The organism is Streptomyces sp. NPDC020299 (assembly GCF_044387825.1).
Classification (GTDB): Bacteria; Actinomycetota; Actinomycetes; order Streptomycetales; family Streptomycetaceae; genus Streptomyces.
This window is the reverse complement of record NZ_JBIRWL010000005.1, coordinates 171166-191749: the sequence shown is the minus strand read 5'-3', so window position 1 is coordinate 191749 and position 20584 is coordinate 171166. Positions and strand designations below refer to the sequence as shown.

Sequence of the window (20584 nt, the reverse complement as noted above, 5' to 3'; positions counted from 1 at the left end):
AGTACGCCTACTCCTTCGCGTGCACGATGCCTGCCCTGCAAAGCCCCGGCGAAGATCGCTGTGCGGATCTTCCCGCTGTCCCCCACGCAGAGAGGCTGTGCAGACGACCATGCACTCAGCACGTCGGCTTGCCCTTACCTGTGCCGCCGCCCTCATCACCTCGGCTGTCGCGCTTCCCCCGGCGCAGGCGGCCACCGACTCGAGCGTCACCGCCGTCGCGCACCGGCCGGCCACGGACCGGGCGCGCCTGGACGAAGCGCTGAAGGCCATCCACACCGCCGGTATGTACGGCGCCTACGCCGCCGTGCGGGACGGTGACACCCTGTGGCGCGGTGCCGCCGGTGTCGCCGACCGGGACACCGGCCGTCCCGTGACACCGGACATGGAGCAGCGGATCGGCAGCATCACCAAGTCGATGACCGCTGTCGCCCTGCTCCAGCAGGTCGCCGCGGGACGTCTCGACCTGGACGCGCCCCTGTCCCGCTACCTTCCCGGCCTCGTCCCGGGTGAGCGGGGTGACCGGATCACCGTACGGATGGTGCTGAACCACACCAGCGGTATCGGGGACTACGTGCTCTACGCCTTCCCCTCGTTGCAGAACATGTCCACGAGCAGCCTGGACGAGAACCGCTTCCGGCACGTCGACCCCCGGCAGCTGGTCCGGAAGGGGGTGCAGGCCCCGCCGACGGGTGCGCCCGGTGAGAAGTGGTCGTACTCGAACACGAACTACGTCATCGCGGGCCTGCTGCTCGGCAAGCTCACCGGCGAGAAGCCCGAGCGGTACATCATGCGCAACGTCATCCGCCGGGCCGGTCTGCGGCACACCTACTTCCCCACCGGCCCGCGCATCACCGGTCCGCACGCCAAGCTGTACGAGTCCTTCTACGGGCTGATCGACCCCCCGCGCGACTACAGCGTCTACGACATGTCCTGGGCGGGTACCGCCGGCGCGGTCGTCTCCACCATGGCGGATCTCGACCGCTTCTACCGGCAGCTGTTCACGGGCCGGCTGATCCCGGCCGCCGAGCTCGCCGAGATGGAGAAGACGGTTCCGATGACCGATGCAGAGGGCAACGTGGTGGGGCACTACGGCTTGGCTCTCATACGGTTCGACTGGGCCTGCGGTACGTTCTGGGGCCATGACGGCGCGGTGTTCGGCGCCGAGACATGGGCGATCTCCAGCGCGGACGGCCGACGGCAGATGGCCCTCGGCTACAACCTGTCGAAGTACGACAAGCTCGGACCGGACGGCAAGGTGCCCGCGGGTCCCATCGACGACGCCCTCAACAGGTTCATAGGCACATCGCTGTGCGGCCCGGCCGCCGCTTCCCCGGCCCTGCGGTCGACGGGCGTGGACCACACCCCGGCGCCTGCTTCCGGATGGGGGTCACTGCCGGTCACCCGGCGCTGAGGGTCGTGCCCAGGACTCGGCGGTGAGCTCAGTGACGGACCAGGCAGAACGGATGACCTGCCGGGTCGGCATATACCCGCCAACTCCGCCCGTCCGCACCGTCGTCCAGCACCCTGGCGCCCTGGGCCAGTACCTGTGCCTGAGCGCGGTCCAGGTCGGCGACACCGAAGTCCAGGTGGAACTGCTGTGGCCGGCTCGGGTCCGGCCACAGCGGCGGCTGGTACTCCGCTACCCGCTGGAACGCCAGGACGAGGCCGGACGCGGTGTGCAAAGTGGCCCAGCCCTCGCTGAGCGCCCATCGCCGATCCGGCTGGTCGACGGTGCCGCCGAGGAGCGAGTGGTAGAACCCGGCGAGTTCACCGGGGTCCGAGCAGTCCAGCACCACGCACTGCAGATCAGCGATCACGGGAGTCGATCCTAGTTCACGACCGATGAGTTCCGCCTCGCCGCGTCGTCCGCACACCATGGACCAGGAGAACGTGAGCGCCACCCTCATTGTCGCCGCGCCCGCCGTGAGGGTGTTCGCGGTGCTGGCGGACCCGACGACCCATTCCGCGATCGACGGCACCGGCTGGGTTCAGGAACCCGACGACCCGGCGCCGCTGAGCGAGGTGGGGCAGATCTTCCGGATGGACATGTATCACGCCAACCATCCAGACGGTGACTACCAGGTGGTCAACAGGGTCCAGGTGCTCGACCCACCGCGCGCCATCGGCTGGCTCACGGGGCAGGAGAAGGAAGACGGTCACCTGGAGTTCGGAGGCTGGATCTGGCGTTACGACCTGGCGCCGCTCGGCCCGTCCGAGACCGAGGTCACGCTCACCTACGACTGGTCGGCGGTGCCGCGCTTCATCAGGGCGCGGGGCATCCGGTTCCCGCCGTTCGGCCCCGCGCATCTCATCGACTCGCTGCACCACCTGGCCGAGCTCGCCGTAGCGCGGCGATGAGTTTTTCAGGCCCGGACAGTCTCACCACCGTTGTCGACAACGCAGAACGCAGGAGGAACCCGTGACCCAGCTACTGGCGTACGCGAGACGACCAGCTTCGGCACGGCGTTCATCTGCGCGGCTGAGGTCCCCCCGCTTGCGGGGGAGGGTCGTTCCGCCCGGGCCAGATGCCCGAGAACAACTGCCACGTCGTACGGCCCAGCAGCAGCACCCCGTCGTCGAGCGTGCTGCCGAGCCGGAACTTGTCCCCGGTGACCGACTCGGGACCGTGCCGGAACGCCCAGCCGCCGGCCGGCGTTCCGCGGGAGCCGTCCGGGTCGGACACGACCCCGTCCAGGGTGATGAACTCAATGACGATGACGCTCACGATGGGTGTCCCCTCGATCGATGCTCACCGGTACGTACCGGCGGCACCGGCTCAACTCATCGCGCCCGGCGGAACTCGCCGGAAGAAATCCACCGGGGCAGGCCGAACGCCTCGAACACCTGCGGATCGGCGAACACCACGTTGTGCGCGACCCGGCCACCGGTGACCGTGAGGACCTGCAGCGTGTGCAGCCGGTGCCCGCCGCCGGGCTCCGGAGCGTACGCCGCGAGCGCGGGCTGTCCGTCGGCGGTCAGGCGCCTCGTGCCCCAGCCCGTCCCGCGCATCGCGGACACCCGCTCCATGAACAGGCCGTAGTCGCGGCTGCCCCGGTACCACAGCGGCACCGGCGGCATCTCCAGGATCGCCTCGTCCGTGAGCAGCCGCACCAGTGCGGGGACATCCGCCGCCTCGAACGCCCGCATGTACCGCTGGACAACCGCGCGCGCCTCGGGATCGTCCGGCTCCGTGACCTCCTCCACGCCGTCCATGCCCGCGAGGGCGGCACGGGCACGTTGCAACGCGCTGTTGACGGCCGCGGCCGTGGTTACCAGCTGCTCGGCCACCTCGGCGGCGGTGAACTCCAGTTACCTCTCGAAGCACCAGCACGGCCCGCTGCCGCGGCGGCAGGACCTGCGTCGCCGCCACCAGCGCGAGCCGCATGTCGGCCCGTGCGTCCGCGTCGAACCGCGCGTCGGGGAACGGCTGAAACCAGGGGACGTCGAGGGCCGGGGTGAGCGGTGCCCCGGGGTCCTCACTCGGCGCGCCCAGGCCGGACGGCAGCGGCCGCCGGGCCCGCCCCTCCAGCGCCGTCAGGCATGCGTTGGTCGCGATCCGGTACAGCCAGGTCCGCACGGACGCGCGCGTACCGTCGTAGCGGTCGCGAGCCTTCCAGGCCCGCAGCATCGTCTCCTGCACCAGGTCCTCGGCCTCGTGGAACGATCCCAGCATCCGGTAGCAGTACGCCACCAGCTCACCCCGGTACGGCTCGAAGTCCACGGGCCCCATCATGACGCACCGGGGCAGAGCGCGGGCTACGGATGCGTTCCGAACCCTTGACGCAGCCCTTATGACTGCGTAGACATGACAGCGCAGACATGACTGCGCAGTCAGTCAGTCGGCGAGTGGCATCATTGAGTCCACTTCACCAGTCACCGGGAGGCACCTTGACGCGAGGGACAGGGCGGGACGCAAGCTCCGCCGCGCCGCGCAGTGTGGATGTGGCCCGGTTGGCGGGCGTCTCGCAGAAGACGGTCTCCCGGGTCTTCAACGACGAGCCGTACGTCTCCGCCGACGTGCGCCGGCGCGTTCTCGAAGCCGCGGAACAGCTCGGTTACCGGCGCAACAACGCCGCCCGCGCGCTGGCCTCCGGGCGGACCCGCTCGATCGGTGTGGTGACGCTGGGCACGGCCCTCTACGGGCCCGCCTCGCTGCTCATGGGTGTGGAGCGGGTGGTCCGGGACACGGGCTACGCCCTCCGTGTGGTCAACACGATGGAAGGCGACCCGGCGGGCATCTCCGGCGCCGTCGACTCGCTCCTCGACCAGGGTGTGGACGGCATCGTCATCTCGGAACCGATCGACGAGCAGATGGGCGACGAAGCCGCCTCCCTGCGCTCCCTGCGCGTCGCCGTTCCGGTCCTCGTCATCGGCGCTCCGCCGCCCGTCACCGCGCCCACCGTGCTGACCGCGGGCGACGGCGCGGACCTGATGGCCCGGACCGCCACCGAACACCTGCTGGCCCTCGGCCATACGACGGTCCACCACCTCGCCGGTCCGCAGCGGTGGTACGCCGCCCGGGACCGCCTCGAGGGATGGCGGGCGGCCCTGACCGCACAGGGGAGAGACGTACCGCCGGTCGTCGCGGGCGACTGGTCGGCCGCGTCCGGGTACGCCGCGGGACGCGAGTTCGCCGAAGACACTGGTGTCACCGCTGTCTTCGCCGCCAACGACGACATGGCGATCGGCCTGATCCGTGCGCTGACGGAGGCCGGCCGGCGCGTGCCGGAGGACGTCAGCGTCGCCGGCTTCGACGACATCCCCGTGGCCGCCTACGTGACTCCCCCGCTCACCACGGTGCGGCAACCGTTCGACGCCGTGGCACAGGAAGGGCTCAAGCGTCTGGTGCATGCCATCGAGAACCCGAAGGCAGACCCCATGGCGTCCAGCGGTCCTCCGGTCGACCTCGTCGTCCGCGCCTCGACCGCGCCACCGCCGGGCCGGAAGACGCCGGCTCGAGGGCGGCGCGGCACGTCATCCGGTCCGGCTCCCGCGAACGGGGGTACGCCCACCCACGACTGACGCTCCGTCAGTCAGTCCCATGAGGGCTGACCAGCACCACGCGATCCCTGGACGAGCCGCCGTACCCATGCCGTACCGATGCGGCCGTGACCGCGCCCCCTCCCCTGCGAGCGCCCCCATCGCACCGGCGCCCCAGAGCCGCCCCTGACCCCAGTGGGCCCCGAAGTCAGGCCTGTGCGCCTGCATTCACCTCCTCCCTCTCATTTCCAGCACCGCACGCCCTCGCCAGGCGTGCCGCCAACTTCGCCACCGGCGGGAGTTCACCATGCCCAGATTCACCTCCGCGTCCAGCACTTCCCCCATGAGCCGTCGGCTGTTCCTCACCACGACGGGCGCCCTGTCGCTCGGCGCCGCCCTCACCGCCTGCGGCGGCGGTGACTCCGGCGGTTCCTCCGCCTCCGCCAAGCCCGTCAGCCAGGCCGACATCGACAAGGCGATGAAGACGCCGACCGAGCTGACGTTCTGGACATGGGTCCCGAACGTCACCAAGGAAGTCGCCCTCTTCACGAAGAAGTACCCGGCCATCAAGGTCAAGATTGTCAACGCCGGTCAGGGAACGCCCCAGTACACGAAGCTGCGGACGGCGCTGAAGGCCGGCAGCGGCGCACCGGACATGGTCCAGATCGAGTACCAGGCCATCCCCACCTTCACGATCACCAACAGCCTGCTGGATCTGCGGCCGTACGGCGCGTCGGCGCTCAAGTCGACGTTCGTCGACTGGACTTGGGGCCAGGTCAGCGGCAGCAATGGCGAGATCTGGGCGATACCGCAGGACACCGGCCCGATGGGCATGCTGTACCGGCACGACATCTTCGACAAGTACGGCATCGACGTGCCCAAGACCTGGGACGAGTTCGCCGCCGCCGCACGCAAGCTCCACAAGGCGAACCCGGACGTCTATCTGACCAACCTCGCCGCCAACCAGGTCGCCGCCTGGCACGGACTGCTGTGGCAGGCGGGCGCCAAGCCCTATGCGAGCTCCGGCAGGAGCGACATCAGCATCAGCGTCGACGACGCCGTCTCGAAGAAGCTCGGCGCGTACTGGGGCGGGCTGGCCAAGGAAGGGGTCATCGGCGTCGAGCCCGACTTCACCGACTCCTGGTACGCCGCCCTCAACAAGGGCAAGTACGCCACCTGGATCACCGCCGCCTGGGGCCCGGTGTTCCTGTCCGGCTCCGCCAAGTCCACGGCGGGCAAGTGGCGGGCGGCCCCGCTGCCGCAGTGGGACACCGCCAAGCCCAGTTCGGGCAACTGGGGCGGCTCCACCACCGCGGTCGTCCGCTCCACCAAGAACCCCATAGCCGCCGCCGTGTTCGCGCAGTTCCTCAACAGCGACCCGGCCAGCGCGAGGATGTTCGCCACCGAGCAGTTCTTCTTCCCCGCCACCAAGGCCCTGCTCACGGACACGTCGTTCACCGGGGACGCCCCGTCCTTCTACGGCGGCCAGAAGGTCAACCAGGTCTTCGCCGACATCAGCTCCACGGTCAACTCCTCGTTCCAGTGGCCGCCGTTCCTCGACCAGGCGGCGACCGACTGGACCGAGACCGTCGGCAAGTCCCTCGCCGACCGCACCGACACCGTGCGCGCGCTCGGCACCTGGCAGTCGCGGCTGACGACGTACGCCGAGCACCAGGGCTTCACGGTCAAGGGGAGTTGAGATGGCTGCCGTACGCCGTCACCGGGCGGCGGGGCCACTGTTCGTCGCGCCGTTCCTCACCCTGTTCCTGCTGCTCTTCCTGGCGCCTCTTGGTTACGCCGCCTACCTCAGCCTGTTCCAGAACCGGCTGATCGGCGGCACGGTCTTCGTGGGCCTCGACAACTACGTCCAGGCCCTGGGCGATCCCCAACTGCTGCACGGCGTGGGCCGGGTGGCGCTGTTCTTCGTCATCCAGGTGCCGGTGATGCTGTTGCTGGCGCTGCTGTTCGCCCTCGCGCTGGACAGCGGTCTGCTGCGGCTGGCGCGTGTGATCCGGCTCGGCATCTTCGTCCCGTACGCCGTGCCGAGTGTGGTCGCCGCGCTGATGTGGGGCTATCTGTACGGGCCGGACTTCGGCCCGTTCGCCCAGCTGAGCCGGAAGCTCGGCCTGCCGGTCCCGCACTACCTCAGCGACGGCCTGATGCTCGGGAGCCTGGCGAACATCGTGACCTGGGAGTTCGTCGGCTACAACATGATCATCCTGTACGCGGCCCTCCGCACGATCCCGCAGGAGCTGTACGAGGCCGCCGCGATGGACGGGGCGGGCGCCTGGCGCATCGCCTGGTCCGTCAAACTGCCCGCCCTGCGGCCCGCGCTGCTGCTCACCCTGTTGTTCTCCGTCATCGGCAGCTTCCAGCTGTTCAACGAACCGAACCTGCTGATGAAGATCGCCCCGGACGTCATCACCAGCTCCTACACCGCCAATCTGTACGCCTACTCCCTCGCCTTCACCGGCCAGCAGCTCAACTACGCGGCCACGGTGTCCTTCCTCCTCGGCCTCGTCATCGTGATCGCCTCCTACGCCGTCCTGCTCACCGCGAACCGCAGGAGGACCCCATGACGACCACCACCGCCGAGCCGGCCCTCGCGCCGTCGCCGTCACCCGCCGCGCCCGCGCGGACGCGCCGGCCGCGCGCCCGTCGCAGCACCCCGCTGACGATCGCCATGCTGGCCGCGCTCGCGTACTTCCTGCTGCCGCTGTGCTGGCTGGTCATCGCCTCGACGAAGAGCACCCAGGATCTGTTCAACAGCTTCGGCCTGTGGTTCTCGCACACTCCTCAGCTGCTGACGAACATCAGGCAGACGTTCACGCAGGATGACGGCGTCTTCGTGCACTGGCTGCTCAACACGGTCCTCTACGCCGTCGTCAGCGCGGTCGGTGCCGCGCTCCTCGCGGCCGCCGGTGGGTACGGGTTCGCCAAGTTCCGCTTCCGCGGCGACCGGCCGGCCTTCAACCTGGTCCTCGGAGCGGTGATGGTCCCGACCACCGCGCTGGCGATCCCGACGTATCTGCTCTTCGCGAAGGCGGGTCTGGTCAACACGCCGTGGGCGATCATCCTGCCGTCCCTCGTCAACCCGTTCGGCCTCTACCTGATGCGTATCTACGCGGCCGACGCCGTCCCGGACAGCATTCTGGAGGCCGCCCGGATCGACGGCGCCGGTGAGGCGCGGATCTTCTTCCGGATCGCGCTCAGGCTGCTGGGCCCCGGCCTCGTGACGGTGCTGCTGTTCACCCTGGTGGCGACCTGGAACAACTACTTCCTGCCGCTGATCATGCTCAACGACCCGAAGCTGTACCCGATCACGGTCGGTCTCGCCCGCTGGGCCGACCAGGCCCAGAACGGCGGGGCCGGCGCCAGCAGCGACATGTTCGCGCTCGTCGTGACCGGCTCCCTGATCTCGATCGTCCCCCTCGTCGTGGCCTTCCTGCTGCTCCAGCGGTACTGGCAGAGCGGTCTGGCCACGGGCGGCGTCAAGCAGTAACCCCCCCTCACTTTCCTTCGGAGGTCCCCTTCATGGCGGCTCTGCCTGCCCGCGTCCTCTTCGGCGCCGCGTACTACCACGAGTACCGGCCCCCCTACAGCGCCGAGCGCCCCGACGAGCGCCTCAAGACCGATCTGGACCTGATGGCCGACGCCCGTGTCACGGTCATCCGGGTCGGCGAGTCGGTCTGGTCGACCTGGGAGCCGGAGAACGGCCGCTTCGACCTCGACTGGCTCCAGCCGGTGCTGGACGGTGCCCACGAGCGCGGTATCTCCGTCGTCCTCGGCACCCCGACGTACGCCGTCCCGCCGTGGCTGGCCCGTCAGTACCCGGAGATCACCGGCGAGCGGCGCACCGGTGAGCGCATCGGCTGGGGCGCCCGGCAGGAGGTGGACTTCACCCACCCGGCCTTCCGGTTCCACGCCGAACGGGTCGTCCGCAGGATCGTCCGCCGGTACGCCGGCCACCCGGCGGTGATCGGCTTCCAGGTCGACAACGAGCCCGGACTCGAACTCTTCCACAACCACGGCGTCTTCCAGCGCTTCGCCGACCACCTGCGGGAGAAGTACGGCGACGTGGAGACCCTCAACCGCGAGTGGGGGCTGGTCTACTGGTCGCACCGGCTGTCCACCTGGGCGGACCTGTGGACCCCGGACGGCAACGCCCAGCCCCAGTACGACGTCGCCTGGCGGGAGTTCCAGGCCCGCCAGGTCACCGAGTTCATCGGCTGGCAGGCGGACATCGTCCGCGAGTACGCCCGCCCCGAGCAGTTCGTCACGACCTGCATCTCCTACACCCGCCCCGCGGTCGAGGACGACGCGCTCACCGACCGCCTCGACATCGCCGCCGGCAACCCGTACTACGACATGCAGGACGGCCTCCTGCTGCCCGACCCCACCCCCGACGGCCACGAGCAGATGTGGAAGACCACCGGCGTGTGGGCGCTCCACCAGACCGCCGACTGGATGTTCTCCTCCCGCCAGGCGCCGTTCCTGGTCACCGAGACCAACGCCGGCTCCATCGGCTTCCCGTGGGACAACCGGCCCGCCTACGACGGCCAGTGGCGCCAGGCGGCCTGGGCGCTCGTCGCGCGCGGCGCCCGCATGATCGAGTACTGGCACTGGCACACGCTGCACTTCGGTGCGGAGACCTACTGGGGCGGCGTCCTGCCCCACACCGGACAGCCCGGCCGCGCCTACGCCGAACTCGCCCGGCTGGGAGGGGAGTTCGAGACGGCCGGCGCACTCGTGGCCGGTCTCGAACCGGACGCGGACATCACGTTGGTGTACTCGACGCCGAGCAAGTGGCTGATGCAGAAGTACCCGCCGCTGGCCAAGCCCGACGGCGAACCCGACCCGGCGGCCTACCACCGTATCTTCGACCCCTTCTACCGGGGCGCCTTCGACGCCGGCCGCCAGGTCCGCATCGTGCACGCCCGGCAGCTGCACGATGAGAGCGGGGAGCGGGAGGGCCTGACGCCCGAGGAGGCCGTGCGCCGCCACCCGGTCCTCGTCGTACCGGCGCTGTACCTGGCCGCCGACGCGACCCTCGACTGGCTCGCCGCCTACGCCCACGCCGGCGGCCATCTGGTCCTCGGCCCGCGCACCGGCTACGCCGACCACGAGGCCCGCGCCCGCACCGAACCGGCCCCCGGCCGTCTCACCGGCGCCGCGGGTGTCTCGTACGACGAATTCAGCAACCTGCTCCGCGACGTGCCCGTGCGGTCCGCGCCGGGCGGTCCGCTCGATCTGCCCGGCGGTGCCACTGCGACCCGCTGGGCGGACGGCCTGGCCGTCACCGACGCCGAGGTCCTCGTCGAGTACGACCATCCGCACTTCGGCCGCTGGCCCGCGGTCACCACCCGCCACCACGGCGCGGGCCGGGTCACGTACGTCGGCACGGTGCCCGGCCGGGACCTCGCCCGGACGCTGGCCGAATGGCTGGCCCCGTCCGCCCGCCACACGTGGGGCGACCTGCCGGCCTCGGTGACCGCGTCGACCGGGACCGCACCCGACGGGCGCCGCGTGCACATCGTCCACAACTGGAGCTGGGAACCCGCGAGCGTCCGCGCCCCGGTGCACCTCTCCGACGTCCTCGACGGCACGTCCGTCGCCGCGGGCGCGGCGACGGACCTCGGCCCGTGGGACGTACGCGTCCTCGTCTCCACCGGTATCGACCGAACCCGTTCCTGACCAGTCACCCCTGGGAGAGGCCATGCACAGAAGAAGACTCGCGAGGGCGCTGGGGACCTTCGGCGCGGCGTCCGCGCTGCTCATGATCCCCATGGCCGGCGCGTGGGCGTACAACCCGACGGGCGGGATCCTGTACCAGCTCGGCAGCGAACCCTGTCTGAAGGGGCGCGGCAACTGCGCCATCTACCCGAAGTCGGCGCAGCTGCCGAGCGGGCGCCTGGTCGCGTCGTTCGAGAAGTCCACGGTCGTGCCGGCCACCGGCAGCGCCGACGGGCAGACCCTCCCCGTGTACAAGAGCGACGACCACGGGACGACATGGCAGCCGCTGTCGGAGGTCAAGGCCCCGGCGTACCTCTCCGGCGACCCCCGGTACGCGAAGTACACGAGCAACTGGACGAACCCGTACCTGTACACGCTGCCGCAGGACGTCGGGAAACTGAAGCGTGGCACCCTGCTCCTGGCGAGCGTCGTGTCGGGCGACGACTCCTACTACAAGGAGCACAAGGCCGCCGACCCGAACTGGACGCCGTCCAACGACGGAGACCGCGGGGACATGGCGATCGCCCTGTACGCCAGCACCGACGAAGGCGCCTCGTGGAGGGTCGTCAACATCGTCGCCACGGGCGGCTGGCAGGGCGGCAGCGCGGGCGCGATCGGCCGGAACGTCGCCGCCGCGAACACGGACAAGCAGGTGGATCCCCTCTGGGAGCCGTACCTGATGGTCTACAAGGGCAAGCTCGTCTGCTACTACTCCGACGAGAACGACTACACCGGCTTTGACCCGGCCACCGGCGTCCCCGCCCTGGACCCCGGCAACGACACCGCCGCGGACTCGCACGGCCAGATCCTCGTCCACAAGACCTGGGACGGACGCGGCGGTCAGTGGAGCGGGCCCGTCGTCGACATCGCCGGACAGACCGAGGACATGGGAGGGGGCAAGTCGGAGATCGGTGGTGGCCGGCCGGGAATGGCGAACGTCGTGCGGACGACGGACGGCAAGTGGCTGCTCACGTATGAGTACTGGGGCGGCGGGGCCAACACCCGCTACCGGATCGCCGACAACCCGCTGAAGTTCTACAGCGGCTCCCCCACCGGTGACGGCGTCACCTCCCTGCCGGTCGCCCCCGGCTCCCATCCCCTGGCGACCGGCGGCAGTCCGGTCCTCATCAGGCTTCCCGGAGGGCGCCTGGTCTACAACGCCGCGGGCAGCGGCGACGTCTGGGTGAATGAGAGCGGCCGCGGCGACGGCGTGTGGAAGGAGTACCAGACGACCTCGCCGGCGGGTTACAGCCGCGACCTGCAGTACGTCAAGGGCACCGGCCGCATCGCGATCCTCAACAACCAGGGCACCTCGACGCTCGCCTTCGCCGAGGTCGACCTCGGGCACTCGCACGGCGCCTACCACCAGCTGGTGAACCGCAAGACCGGCCAGGTGATCGGCACCGGCGGCAAGACGAACGACGCGAACCTCGGCAACGGGGACGTGCCCGACGTCCGGCTGGAGGCTCCCGGCGCGGTCACCGACAAGGACACCGAGTACTGGCACCTGGTGACCGAGCCGAACGGCGGCGTCACGCTGCTCAACAAGTCGGGCGGTCGCGCGGCGGCGATCTGGACGGGCAACGCGACGGCCGGTCAGAAGATCGGCCAGTGGGTCGACGACAGCGCCACCGGCAGCTGGAACCTCATCAAGACCACCGACGGCTACTACAGGTTCCAGTCCGTCAAGAACACCGGCCTGTACCTGACCGGCACCTCCGACGGAGCCCCCCTCACCCTGCAGAACGCGGCGACGGACGGCTCCCAGGACTGGAAGCTGATCGAATAACGGCCGTCGTCTCTTCTTCGGTGTCAGAGGCCGTACGTGGGCCGGCTCCCGGTCCTGGCCGAACAGTCGGCCCGCGGCGGTCGCCCCGGCGACGCGCATGGCTCCGCCCCGACCGGCCCGGGCCGTCACGGCGAGCACGCACAGCGGTGGGGCCACGAACAGGCCGACCGGTTCCTCGGCTTGGCGCGGCAGGGACCACGCCCGGCGCGGACCGACCGTGACCTGTTCACCCGGCCGGGCGCGACAGGTCCGCCAGATCCGGCTCACCGTGCTCTGACTCAGGCCGGTCTCAGCCGCCATCGAACGGGTGGACCAGCCCCGCCGGGCACCAGGCGGTGGTGGGGTGAGGGTGCGGACGAGGACGTGCGCCACCGCGTCGTCGTCAGATAGGTGGGAGGTGAGCGAGCGGCTCGCGTCCTGACCGCGGCCGCCGCCCGACGTCCTCGATGCCCGGTGGAGCCGCGTTACAGCGCGCGCTCGAGGCGGTCCGCCATCAGCTTCACGAAGCGGGCCGGTTCCTTGGGCTGGCCTCCCTCGGCGAGCACCGCCAGGCCGTGCAGGAGCTCGGCGGTCTCGGTGAGCTCCGTGTGGTCCTCACGCTCCTTGTACGCCTGGTTGAGGCCCTTGACCAGCCGGTGGTCCGGGTTGAGTTCCAGGATCCGCTTGGCGCGGGGCACCTCCTGGCCCATCGCGCGGTACATGTTCTCCAGGGCCGGGGTCAGGTCGTGCGCGTCGGAGACGACGCAGGCCGGGGAGACGGTGAGGCGGGAGGACAGGCGCACCTCCTTGATGTCCTCGTCCAGCTGCTCCTTCATCCAGCCGAGCAGCCCGGCGTATTCCTCGGTCCGCTTCTCCCGCTCGCCGTCGGTGGTGTCCTCGTCCTCGGCGTCGAGGTCGATCTGCCCCTTGGCGACAGAGCGCAGCTTCTTGCCCTCGTACTCGCCGACGGCATCGGCCCACACCTCGTCGACGGGGTCGGTGAGCAGCAGCACCTCGATGCCCCGGTCCCGGAACGCCTCCATGTGCGGGGAGTTCTCGATGCTCTGCCGGGACTCGCCGGTCAGGTAGTAGATGTCGTCCTGCCCGTCCTTCATCCGCTCCACGTAGTTCTTGAGCGTGGTCGGCTCGGTGTCGTGGTGCGTGCTCGCGAACGACGCGACGGCGAGGATGGCGTCGCGGTTCTCCGAGTCGGTGACCAGTCCTTCCTTCAGGACCGCGCCGAACTCCCGCCAGAACGTGGCGTAGCGGTCCTGGTCCTTGGCCGTCATCTCCTTGACCGTGGACAGGACCTTCTTCGTCAGCCGTCGCCGCATCAGCTCGATGTGGCGGTCCTGCTGGAGGATCTCGCGGGACACGTTGAGCGAGAGGTCCGCCGCGTCGACGACGCCCTTGACGAAGCGGAGGTACGGCGGCAGCAGCGCCTCGCAGTCGTCCATGATGAACACGCGCTTGACGTACAGCTGCACGCCGCGCTTGGCGTCCCGCGTGAACAGGTCGTGGGGGGCGTGCGCCGGGAGGAACAGCAGGGCCTGGTACTCGAAGGTGCCCTCCGCCTGGAGGCGGATCGTCTCCAGCGGGTCACGCCAGTCGTGGCCGATGTGCTTGTACAGCTCGTGGTACTCGTCGTCGGACACCTCGTCGCGTGGCCGCGCCCACAGCGCCTTCATGGAGTTGAGCGTCTCGGGCTGGGGCGCCTCGTCGCTCTCGTCGGCCGCGGCGGAGTCCTCGGGCACCATCCGGATGGGCCAGGTGATGAAGTCCGAGTACCGCTTGATGATCTCCCTGATCTTCCACGGGGAGGTGTAGTCGTGGAGCTGGTTCTCCGGGTCGGCCGGCTTGAGGTGCAGCGTGACCGAGGTGCCCTGCGGCGCGTCGTCGGCCGTCTCCAGCGTGTACGTGCCCTCGCCGCGCGAGGTCCAGCGGGTGCCCTGGCTCTCGCCGGCGCGGCGGGTCAGCAGGGTGACCTCGTCCGCCACCATGAAGCCGGAGTAGAACCCGACGCCGAACTGGCCGATGAGCCCCTCCTCCCCGGCCGCGTCCTTGGCCTCCCGCAGTTCCTGGAGGAACTGAGCGGTGCCCGAGTTGGCGATCGTGCCGATGAGCCGCCCGACCTCGTCGTACGACATCCCGACGCCGTTGTCCCGCACGGTCAGGGTGCGGGCGTCCTTGTCGACGTCGAGCTCGATGTGCAGATCGGACACATCGGCGTCGAGCGAGTCGTCCCACAGCTTCTCGAGGCGCAGCTTGTCCAGCGCGTCGGACGCGTTGGAGACGAGCTCCCTCAAGAAGACATCCTTGTTCGAGTAGACCGAGTGGATCATCAGCTGCAACAGCTGACGGGCCTCCACCTGAAACTCAAACGTCTCGGTCGGCATGTTCGCGCATACCTCTCAGATTCATCGCCGGAACTGGTGGAAGCCACTGTAAAACACCATGTCAGAGCAGCGGCTGGAGACGGGATCGGTGGCTGGATCCGTACGCCGGCGGCCGCGGTGTCAGACCGTCGGTCTACCATGCCCGGATGCGGCAGCCACACTTCACCGGCACCTCTCTGATCACCGACGACGTCCCGGCTCTCGCCGCCTTCTACGCCGCGCTCCTGGACGCGGATGTCGAAGGTGGCGACCCCTTCGCCCGGGTGACGGTCCCCGGTGCCGTCCTGTCGTTCTTCTCCGCCGAAGGCATGGAGTCGATGGTGCCCGGGTCCATGGCCGCAGCCTCGAGCGGCGGCTTCACTCTCGAGTTCCAGGTCACCGACGTGGACGCACACCACGAGCGTCTGTCGGCCCGAGGTGCCGAGGTCCTCAAACCGCCGACGACCCAGCCGTGGGGACGCCGGTCGGTGTGGCTGCGCGACCCGGACGGCAACATCGTCAACCTCTATCAGGAGGCGTGACCCGGTACGCGTCGGCGTTCCTGGGCTTTCGGCGGCCGCCGGGGCGCAGTTGCGCGGTCAGCGGGGCGGGCACACTCGCAAACGCGGCGGACACGATGATCGCGTCGTACGGTGCGCGGTCCGGTACGCCGCCGCTGCCGTCCCCGATGCGCAGCTCGACATTCCGGATGCCCTGACGGGCGAGGTTGTGACGTGCCCGATCCGCGATGCCGGGCCGCATCTCGATGGTCACGACATCGCTTCGCTCATGACTCGTGTCCGCTGCTCCGCGCCTGGCGCCGCGTCGCCTCTCGCTGTGCGGACCCTAGACTGTGAGACGTGGTCCGATCGAACGACGAGGTCGAGGCACTCCTCCAGGAGTACGCGGACCTCATCGCCATCACCGGAGGCGACGCGTTCAAGGCGCGCGCCTACGAAAAGGCCGCCCGTGCGATCGCCGGCCACCCCGCCGATGTCTCCCGCCTCGATGTCGCGGGTCTCAAAGAGATCCCGGGTGTGGGAAAGTCCATCGCCGAGAAGGTCGTCGAGTACTTCCGGACCGGCCATGTCACGGTGGTCGAGGAGACGCGGGCCCGGATTCCCGCAGGGGTGCGGCAGCTGATCACCATCCCCACCCTCGGCCCCAAGAAGGCGATGGCACTCTACGAGGACCTGCACATCTCCTCGGTGGGCGAACTGGCCGACGCCATCAAGGCGGAGAGGCTGCGCGACCTGAAGGGCTTCGGCGAGAAGACCGAGGAGAACATCCTGCACGGCATCGCCCTGATGCAGCAGGCCGGAGGGCGGATCCTGCTGAGCACCGCCATGGAGTCCGCCGAGGACATCGTCGCGGAACTCTCCCGGATCACCGGATGTGAGAACTGCGCGTACGCCGGGTCGCTGCGCCGTATGAGGGAAACCATCGGCGACATCGACGTCCTCGTCGCCGCCGACCGGTCGGCCCCCTTCATGGCCGCCCTCACCGAACTGCCCTCCACCGCCGAGGTCATCGCACACGGCCAGAAGAAGACGTCGATCCGTACCGTGAAAGGCGTGCAGGTCGACCTGCGCGTCGTACGACCGGAATCGTGGGGCGCCGGAATGCAGTACTTCACCGGCTCGAAGGCGCACAACATCCGCACCCGCACCATCGCCGTCCGTCTGGGGCTGAAGCTCTCCGAGTACGGGCTGTTCGAAGCCGAGGGCGCGGAGCGGGTCGCCTCCCGGTCCGAGGACGAGGTGTACGCCAGACTCGGCCTGCCCTGGATCCCGCCCACGCTGCGTGAGGACCGCGGAGAGATCGAAGCCGGCCTGCGGGGCGAGCTGCCCGCGGTCGTGACCGAGAGCGACATCAAGGGTGACCTGCACACCCACACCGACCTCACCGACGGCCTCGCCCCGCTGGAGGAGATGGTGGCGGCGGCCGCCGAGCGCGGCTACGCGTACTACGCGGTCACCGACCACGCACCGAACCTGTACATGCAGCGCATGACCGACGAGAAGATCCTCGCCCAGCGCGAGCAGGTGCGGTCACTGGACGGGCGTCACCGCGGGATGCGGCTGTTGCACGGCACCGAGCTCAACATCGGCCCCGGAGGGGAGGTGGACTGGCCCGACGAGTTCCTGGAGGGCTTCGACATGTGCGTGGCCTCGGTGCACTCCCACTTCAGCCTCGGCCGGAAGGCGATGACCCGGCGGCTCGTACGCGCTTGCGAGAACCCCCGCGTCAACATCATCGGGCACCCCACCACCCGCCTGATCGGCAAACGGCCGGGCGTGGACGCCGACCTCGACGAGGTGTTCGCCGCCTGCGCCCGCACCGGCACGGCGCTGGAGATCAACGCCCAGCCCGACCGTCTCGACCTGGGCGACGAGGACGTCCTCCGCGCCAGGAGTCTCGGGGCGAAGTTCGCCGTCGACACGGACGCCCACTCGATCCCCCAGCTCGCGTACCTCCGCTACGGAATCGGCATGGCACAACGCGGATGGCTCGCCCCGGAGGACGTGATCAACACGTGGCCGCTGCGGCGGCTGCGCCGGTTCCTGCGCAAGGACCGGGCGGCCTGACGCCGCGCCGCCGAGGGCGTCAGGACCCTGGCCCTGTCGTACGGGCGATGAGCAGCGCGACGTCGTCATGGCTGTCGGGGTGCAGGAGCTGCCGCGGGAGGCGGTCGCAGATCTCCTCCGCGGCAGGGTACGGCGGTGACAGCAGACGCAGGAGGTCGTTCAGGCGTTCGTCGATGGGGTCGTTGCGGGTTTCGACCAGTCCGTCGGTGTACAGGACCAGTCGGTCGCCGGGACGCAGGTCCAGCACGGTGGTCTCGAAGGGGACGCCGCCGACTCCCAGCGGGGTGCCGGTGGGCAGGTCGAGGAGTTCCGGTGGCCGGCCCGCCCGCATGAGGACGGGCGGCAGATGGCCGGCGGAGGCCACGTGCAGGCGGCAGTCGTGCGGGTCGTACACCGCGTAGACGCAGGTGGCGAAATAGGGGTCCAGGCCGAGAGCGATCTTGTCGAGGTGGGTGAGGATCCGGGCGGGGTCGAGGTCGAGGTCGGCGAGGGTGGAGGTGGCGGTGCGCAGGCGGCCCATGGTGGTGGCGGCCGGGATACCGCTGCCCATGACGTCGCCCACCGTGAGGGCGGTGCGGTCGCCGTCGAGGGGGATAAGGCTCACCGGGCAGGACCTCCCGGGATCTCCGGCCGATGTGGTCGGCCTCGGGAATTGCGTGCATGGCCGCCAGGGCCGGGTTGACGGCCAGATACCGCAGGTCGGTGTCCAGGACGGCCAGGCCGATCGGCGCCTGGGTGACCAGCCGGGTGGACAGGGCCACCTGGCGTTCCACCTGCCGGAGCGTGGACCGGTCGGTGGCCAGTCCCAGGGCGTAGTGCTCGCCGGTGTTGTCCGTCAGCCGCATGTTGCGGAACTCGATCATCCGGGTGCTGCCGTCCTTGTGCCGGACGGGGAACGCTCCCGCCCAGCCCCGGCCGGTCTCCATCACCTCGGCGAACAGCCTGATCGCCGCCTCCCGGTGCTCGGGATGCAGGAGCAGCGGCGCCGCGTACTGCCCGACCGCCTCGCCGCCGCGATAGCCGAACAGTTCCTCGGCCTGCGGGCTCCACATGTCAATCCGGCCGTCGGCCTCCACCAGCACCGCGGCGACACCCAGCAGATCCAGCAGCCCACTCGGGCCCGATGCCCCGTCCTCCGGGCGATCAGCCCACCCCGGGCGCTGCTCCGCTCGGCTCATGGCACTCGCTCCTTCCGCCGGCCGGCCCATGGCGTCTTCCTCCACCATCACCGGCATCCGACCTTTGGGCAGGTTTTGCCATGAAACGGGCGTGGGCACTCGGATCGCCCAACGAGCGTGCACCCCTTCCCCGAGGTGCGGAACAGAGGGTGACCGATGACGACGATCGGTGTGGAAGAGGAGTACCTGCTGCTCGACCAGGTCACGGGCCTGCCCGTGCCCCGGGCGGACAAGGTGCGCGTCGACGCCGGCCTGGCGTCCGTCACGGCCGACCGGGAGGTGCAGTGCGAGCTGCTCCAGGCGCAGGTCGAGGTGGCCACGCCGGTGTGCGTCACCCTGGAGGAGGTCGGCGGGCATCTGCTGCGCCTGCGGCATGCCGTCGGGGCGGCCGCCGAGGCACACGGGTGCCGCATCGCGGCCTGTGGGACACCGCCGCTGCGCCATGGCCGTCCGGTGGCCGTCACCGACCGGGCCCGTTACCGGGCCATGGCCGTGCAGGCGCCGCAGCTGGTGGTGGAACAGCTGGTCAACGGCATGCACGTGCACGTCGCCGTGCCCAGCCGTGAGGCCGGTGTGAAGGTCCTCAACCGGATGCGGGTCTGGCTGCCGACGCTGACCGCGATGTCGGCGAACTCACCGCTGTGGGACGGTCACGACACCGGCTTCGCCAGCTGGCGCACGGTGATCTTCAACCGCTGGCCGGTGAGCGGCGTGCCTCCGCTGTTCCGCGACGCCGCGGACTACGACCGGCGGGTGCTTCAGCTCCTGGAGAGCGGCCTGATCTCCGACACCGGCCAGTTGTACTGGCAGGCCCGCCTGTCGGACCGGTACCCCACTCTCGAAGTGCGGTGCCTGGACGTTCAGCTGCGCGCGGATCAGGCGGTCATGTTCGCCGGGATCGTACGGGCCCTCGCGGAGATCGCCCTCGCGGACGCGACCGTGGGGGCTCCCGTTCCGGACTGCGCCCCGGAGCTGCTCCAGGCCGCCATGTGGCATGCGGCGCGCCACGGTCTGAGCAACACCTTGATCGATCCTGGAGGTGGCCGGCGCCGGGCCGGCGACGTGCTGTACGAGCTCCAGCGGCACATCACTCCAGCACTCGACACGGCTGACGACACCCGGCAGGTCACGGCCTTGATGCACCGGCTCCTGCAACACGGGACCGGGGCCGACCGGCAGCGCGCCGCCCTCCAGGAAGGAGGGCTGCGGGCGGTCGCCGACCTGATCGGCGGCGAAAGCACCACGCCGTGACCCGGCTGCGCTTCGACGGCTGGATCGCGGGCATGGGTACGGCCTCCGGGACCCGCATCGTCCTCGGCACCTGGCTGCGTTCACCGTTCGGCCCGTTCAGCGACGTGATGCTCGAACGGGCCGACGGAACCCGGCTGCTGCTCGCGCCGACGCGGAGGACGGCGGACTTCATCAGCGGCACCTACGCCTTCGACACCGTACGTGTCGTCCCGGTCGGCGTACGTGCCGCGGGCGGTTCCTGGACCGTCACCGCGGGGTCGCTCGACCTGCGCTTCACCACCGGCCGTCGGGGGCTCCTCGGGCTGCTGCTGTGCGCCGTCCCCGGCGTGCTGGCCCGCCGTCCGGCATGGTGCGCGCTGACGGACCGGGCCGCCCGCACGCTGCTGTCCGGTGTGCGCACCCGCGGAAGCGCCGGTGCCGGGCGCCGCGAGTCGTACGGCGCCCGGGACCTGCGCCCGATCCGCGCGCTGTCCGCGGTTTTCGAGGGCCAGGACCTCGGTGCGGTCGCACCCGTCGAACCGCCCGTGCGCTTCGGATTCAGCTCGGTGCCGCGGAAACCCGCCATGACCCGGGTCACGACGACGGTGACGATCGGCCCGGCGTGAGGGACCCGGGCGGGGCTCCCGCACGCGGCTCCATTCGGGGGTATCCGTCATTCGATCGGCCGCACGTCGGCCGATCCGGCTACTGCGCCCCGCCGCCGTACGGCCA

Annotated in this window: 15 protein-coding genes and 3 pseudogenes; 12 read left to right on the top strand and 6 right to left on the bottom strand. The window is 70.1% G+C overall.

Annotated elements, in window-relative coordinates:
* The first annotated feature begins 109 nt into the window (after positions 1–109).
* Positions 110–1411, top strand: coding sequence for a serine hydrolase domain-containing protein (locus tag ACH45E_RS15225; protein WP_361438806.1), 1302 nt, complete (start codon positions 110–112; stop codon positions 1409–1411).
* A 28-nt stretch (positions 1412–1439) separates the two neighbouring features.
* Here the strand turns inward: ACH45E_RS15225 and ACH45E_RS15220 are convergent, their stop codons facing one another.
* Positions 1440–1817 (bottom strand): VOC family protein, encoded by a 378-nt coding sequence (locus tag ACH45E_RS15220; protein ID WP_361438808.1) that lies wholly within the window; start codon positions 1815–1817, stop codon positions 1440–1442.
* Between the two features lie 73 nt (positions 1818–1890).
* Here ACH45E_RS15220 and ACH45E_RS15215 point away from each other — a divergent pair, with 73 nt between their 5' ends.
* On the top strand, positions 1891–2358 hold the full coding sequence (locus ACH45E_RS15215; RefSeq protein WP_361438810.1) for a polyketide cyclase: 468 nt from the start codon (positions 1891–1893) through the stop codon (positions 2356–2358).
* A 109-nt stretch (positions 2359–2467) separates the two neighbouring features.
* On the opposite strand, the gene ACH45E_RS15210 is transcribed toward ACH45E_RS15215, so the two are convergent.
* Positions 2468–2725, bottom strand: a complete 258-nt coding sequence (locus ACH45E_RS15210) for a hypothetical protein (RefSeq protein ID WP_361438812.1) — start codon at positions 2723–2725, stop codon at positions 2468–2470.
* A 56-nt stretch (positions 2726–2781) separates the two neighbouring features.
* A pseudogene (locus tag ACH45E_RS15205) lies at positions 2782–3730 on the bottom strand (RNA polymerase subunit sigma-70).
* 206 nt (positions 3731–3936) lie between these two features.
* On the opposite strand from ACH45E_RS15205, the gene ACH45E_RS15200 reads away from it, so the two are divergent.
* The 6 genes from ACH45E_RS15200 to ACH45E_RS15175 all read left to right on the top strand — a co-directional run bounded on the left by ACH45E_RS15200 (position 3937) and on the right by ACH45E_RS15175 (position 12502).
* Entirely contained in the window at positions 3937–5022 is a 1086-nt protein-coding gene (locus ACH45E_RS15200) for a LacI family DNA-binding transcriptional regulator (RefSeq protein WP_361439149.1), read from the top strand.
* 265 nt (positions 5023–5287) lie between these two features.
* The gene (locus ACH45E_RS15195) at positions 5288–6679 is read left to right on the top strand and encodes an extracellular solute-binding protein (protein WP_361438816.1); all 1392 of its coding nucleotides are present in this window, start codon (positions 5288–5290) and stop codon (positions 6677–6679) included.
* Position 6680: 1 nt separating this feature from the next.
* The gene (locus tag ACH45E_RS15190) at positions 6681–7559 is read left to right on the top strand and encodes a sugar ABC transporter permease (protein ID WP_361438818.1); all 879 of its coding nucleotides are present in this window, start codon (positions 6681–6683) and stop codon (positions 7557–7559) included.
* On the top strand, positions 7556–8482 hold the full coding sequence (locus ACH45E_RS15185) for a carbohydrate ABC transporter permease (RefSeq protein ID WP_361438820.1): 927 nt from the start codon (positions 7556–7558) through the stop codon (positions 8480–8482). The genes ACH45E_RS15190 and ACH45E_RS15185 overlap by 4 nt, the downstream gene beginning before the upstream one ends.
* Before the next feature lie 32 nt (positions 8483–8514).
* Positions 8515–10674, top strand: coding sequence for a beta-galactosidase (locus ACH45E_RS15180; RefSeq protein ID WP_361438822.1), 2160 nt, complete (start codon positions 8515–8517; stop codon positions 10672–10674).
* Between the two features lie 22 nt (positions 10675–10696).
* On the top strand, positions 10697–12502 hold the full coding sequence (locus ACH45E_RS15175) for an RICIN domain-containing protein (protein ID WP_361438824.1): 1806 nt from the start codon (positions 10697–10699) through the stop codon (positions 12500–12502).
* 464 nt (positions 12503–12966) lie between these two features.
* Here ACH45E_RS15175 and htpG read toward each other — a convergent pair whose 3' ends face one another.
* Positions 12967–14877, bottom strand: a complete 1911-nt coding sequence (gene htpG, locus ACH45E_RS15170) for a molecular chaperone HtpG (protein WP_361438826.1) — start codon at positions 14875–14877, stop codon at positions 12967–12969.
* A gap of 146 nt (positions 14878–15023) precedes the next feature.
* On the opposite strand from htpG, the gene ACH45E_RS15165 reads away from it, so the two are divergent.
* On the top strand, positions 15024–15398 hold the full coding sequence (locus tag ACH45E_RS15165; RefSeq protein WP_361438828.1) for a VOC family protein: 375 nt from the start codon (positions 15024–15026) through the stop codon (positions 15396–15398).
* Here ACH45E_RS15165 and ACH45E_RS15160 read toward each other — a convergent pair.
* Positions 15376–15633, bottom strand: a pseudogene (locus ACH45E_RS15160) (protein-L-isoaspartate O-methyltransferase); the annotation flags it as partial. The gene ACH45E_RS15165 and the pseudogene ACH45E_RS15160 sit on opposite strands and share 23 nt — an antisense overlap.
* Positions 15634–15716: 83 nt before the next feature.
* Between ACH45E_RS15160 and polX the strand changes: the two are divergent.
* A complete protein-coding gene (polX, locus tag ACH45E_RS15155; RefSeq protein WP_361438830.1) occupies positions 15717–17444 on the top strand; it encodes a DNA polymerase/3'-5' exonuclease PolX in 1728 nt (575 codons plus the stop codon).
* A 19-nt stretch (positions 17445–17463) separates the two neighbouring features.
* Here the strand turns inward: polX and ACH45E_RS15150 are convergent.
* Positions 17464–18622 (bottom strand): annotated as a pseudogene (locus ACH45E_RS15150) (SpoIIE family protein phosphatase).
* Positions 18623–18778: 156 nt separating this feature from the next.
* Between ACH45E_RS15150 and ACH45E_RS15145 the strand changes: the two are divergent.
* Entirely contained in the window at positions 18779–19873 is a 1095-nt protein-coding gene (locus tag ACH45E_RS15145) for a glutamate--cysteine ligase (RefSeq protein ID WP_361438832.1), read from the top strand.
* Between the two features lie 5 nt (positions 19874–19878).
* On the top strand, positions 19879–20478 hold the full coding sequence (locus ACH45E_RS15140) for a hypothetical protein (RefSeq protein WP_399040870.1): 600 nt from the start codon (positions 19879–19881) through the stop codon (positions 20476–20478).
* Positions 20479–20584 lie beyond the last annotated feature (106 nt).

What these genes read in the sequence shown, in the direction of transcription:
- ACH45E_RS15180 (WP_361438822.1), top strand. Translation starts at nt 8,515, where the DNA reads ATGGCGGCTCTGCCTGCCCGCGTCCTCTTCGGCGCCGCGTACTACCAC.
- ACH45E_RS15225 (WP_361438806.1), top strand. Translation starts at nt 110, where the DNA reads ATGCACTCAGCACGTCGGCTTGCCCTTACCTGTGCCGCCGCCCTCATC.
- ACH45E_RS15195 (WP_361438816.1), top strand. Translation starts at nt 5,288, where the DNA reads ATGCCCAGATTCACCTCCGCGTCCAGCACTTCCCCCATGAGCCGTCGG.
- ACH45E_RS15185 (WP_361438820.1), top strand. Translation starts at nt 7,556, where the DNA reads ATGACGACCACCACCGCCGAGCCGGCCCTCGCGCCGTCGCCGTCACCC.
- ACH45E_RS15165 (WP_361438828.1), top strand. Translation starts at nt 15,024, where the DNA reads ATGCGGCAGCCACACTTCACCGGCACCTCTCTGATCACCGACGACGTC.
- ACH45E_RS15175 (WP_361438824.1), top strand. Translation starts at nt 10,697, where the DNA reads ATGCACAGAAGAAGACTCGCGAGGGCGCTGGGGACCTTCGGCGCGGCG.
- htpG (WP_361438826.1), bottom strand. Translation starts at nt 14,877, where the DNA reads ATGCCGACCGAGACGTTTGAGTTTCAGGTGGAGGCCCGTCAGCTGTTG.
- ACH45E_RS15190 (WP_361438818.1), top strand. Translation starts at nt 6,681, where the DNA reads ATGGCTGCCGTACGCCGTCACCGGGCGGCGGGGCCACTGTTCGTCGCG.
- ACH45E_RS15145 (WP_361438832.1), top strand. Translation starts at nt 18,779, where the DNA reads ATGACGACGATCGGTGTGGAAGAGGAGTACCTGCTGCTCGACCAGGTC.